This window comes from Melaminivora alkalimesophila (assembly GCF_000282995.1).
GTDB lineage: Bacteria > Pseudomonadota > Gammaproteobacteria > Burkholderiales > Burkholderiaceae_C > Melaminivora > Melaminivora alkalimesophila.
Window position 1 is genome coordinate 1 of record NZ_ALEE01000749.1, and the last position, 2,250, is coordinate 2,250.

Sequence of the window (2,250 nt, forward strand, 5' to 3'; positions counted from 1 at the left end):
TCGGCGACCCGCGAGGCGTCGGCAGCGGACGGAGCCTCCTCGGAGTGGCTCGCGGGATCAGGTCGGGAAACGCAGGGGGGCCGGTCGGACATGCGGCCCGATTGTCGCGCCGCCGCTCAGGCCGCGCTGCGCGAGGGTGTACGCACCGGCGGCGTCAGATGGCCCAGGGGCAGCGCCCCGCCCGCCTTGACCTCGCCCAGCGAGAAGCTGGTGTGCATGTCCTTGACGTTGGGCAGGTTGAGCAGCACCGTGCGCGCGAACTGCGAGAAGCTGTCCAGGTCGCGCGCCACCACCTGCAGCTCGAAGGTGCCGGTGCCGCTGATGTAGTGGCAGGACACCACCTCCGGAATGCGGGCGATCGCCTGCTCCATCGCCATCGTCAGGTCGCCCCGGTTGCGCTCGGCATCCAGCCGCACGAAGGCCAGCACCCCCAGGCCGATGCGATGCCGGTCGATCTCTGCCCGGTAGCCGCGGATGTAGCCCGCCTCCTCCAGCGCCCGCACGCGCCGCCAGCAAGGCGCCGCCGACAGCCCCACGCGCTGCGCCAGCTCGGCATTCGTCAGCCGCGCATCCTGCTGCAGCTCGCCCAGGATGGCAATGTCGTAGCGATCGAGTGTTTCCATGAATCCATTGTTCAGGGAAAGAATCTTTCTCACATCAGGGTAAATACCGCAAAGAACGCAAAGACATATCGGCTGTTCGGGCATACACTGCACAACATGGCCCACGAGGCCACGCCTGCCCGTGCGCGCCGCCCGCAGGCCACACCCCCACGGAGACAAAGACATGAACGCCCCCCTGCCCGAACACGTGCGCCGTGCCCTTGAGACGGTAACCCTGGAAGACAAGTACACGCTGGAGAGCGGTCGGGCCTTCATGAGCGGCACGCAGGCCCTGGTGCGCCTGCCCATGCTGCAGCGCCAGCGCGACGCCGCCGCCGGCCTGAACACCGCCGGCTTCATCAGCGGCTACCGCGGCTCGCCCCTGGGCGGCTACGACCAGGCGCTGTGGTCCGCGAGGAAACACCTGGCCGAACACCACATCGTCTTCCAGCCCGGTGTGAACGAGGAACTCGCCGCCACCGCCGTGTGGGGCACGCAGCAGCTCGACATCTACCCGCAAGCGAAGAAATACGACGGCGTCTTCGGCATCTGGTACGGCAAGGGCCCGGGCGTGGACCGCAGCGTGGACGTGTTCAAGCACGCCAACATGGCGGGCACGGCCCGGCACGGCGGCGTGATCGCCGTCGCCGGCGACGACCACATCAGCAAAAGCTCGACGGCGGCCCACCAGAGCGACCACATCTTCAAGGCCTGCAGCATCCCGGTGTTCTTCCCGAGCAGCGTACAGGAGATCCTGGACATGGGCCTGCATGCCTTCGCCATGAGCCGTTTCTCCGGCCTGTGGTCGGGCATGAAGACCATCCAGGAGGTGGTCGAGTCGAGCGCCAGCATCTCGGTCGATCCCGACCGCGTGAAGATCCTCCTGCCCGAGGATTTCGAGATGCCGCCCGGCGGCCTGCACATCCGCTGGCCCGACGCGCCCCTGACGCAGGAGGCGCGCCTGATGAACTACAAGTGGTACGCGGCGCTCGCCTATGTGCGCGCCAACCGGCTGAACTACAACGTCATCGAGAACGGCACGCACGACCGCTTCGGCCTCATCGCCAGTGGCAAGGCCTACAACGACATGCGCCAGGCGCTGGTCGACCTGGGCCTGGACGACGCCACCTGCCGCGAGCTCGGCATCCGGGTGCACAAGGTCAACGTGGTCTGGCCGCTGGAGGCGACCATCACGCGCGACTTCGCCCAGGGGCTGCAGGAAATCCTGGTGGTCGAGGAAAAGCGCCAGGTCATCGAGTACCAGCTCAAGGAGCAGCTCTACAACTGGCGCCCCGACGTGCGCCCCCATGTGCTGGGCAAGTTCGACGAGGTGGACGGCGACCATTCCGGCGGCGAGTGGGGGGTTCCCAACCCCAGCCAGAACTGGCTGCTGCGCGCCCAGGCCGACCTGACGCCGGCGCTGATCGCCAAGGCGATCGCCAAGCGCCTGACCAAGCTGGGCATGCCCGAGCACATCGTTGCCCGCATGAACGAGCGCCTGGCCGTGATCGATGCGCGCGAGCGCGACCTGGCGGCGCAGGAGCTCGCGACCGGCGAGCGCATGCCCTGGTTTTGCAGCGGCTGCCCGCACAACACCAGCACCCGCGTGCCCGAGGGCTCGCGCGCCGTGGCCGGCATCGGCTGCCCC

Annotated in this window: 1 protein-coding gene and 1 pseudogene; one reads left to right on the forward strand and one right to left on the reverse strand. The window is 68.2% G+C overall.

Translation table 11 applies throughout. From position 1 onward, the window contains the following. Positions 1–116 precede the first annotated feature (116 nt). Entirely contained in the window at positions 117–623 is a 507-nt protein-coding gene (locus tag A612_RS14455) for an Lrp/AsnC family transcriptional regulator (RefSeq protein WP_019375159.1), read from the reverse strand. 163 nt (positions 624–786) lie between these two features. Here A612_RS14455 and A612_RS14460 point away from each other — a divergent pair. Continuing rightward, positions 787–2,250: pseudogene (locus A612_RS14460) on the forward strand (indolepyruvate ferredoxin oxidoreductase family protein); the annotation flags it as partial.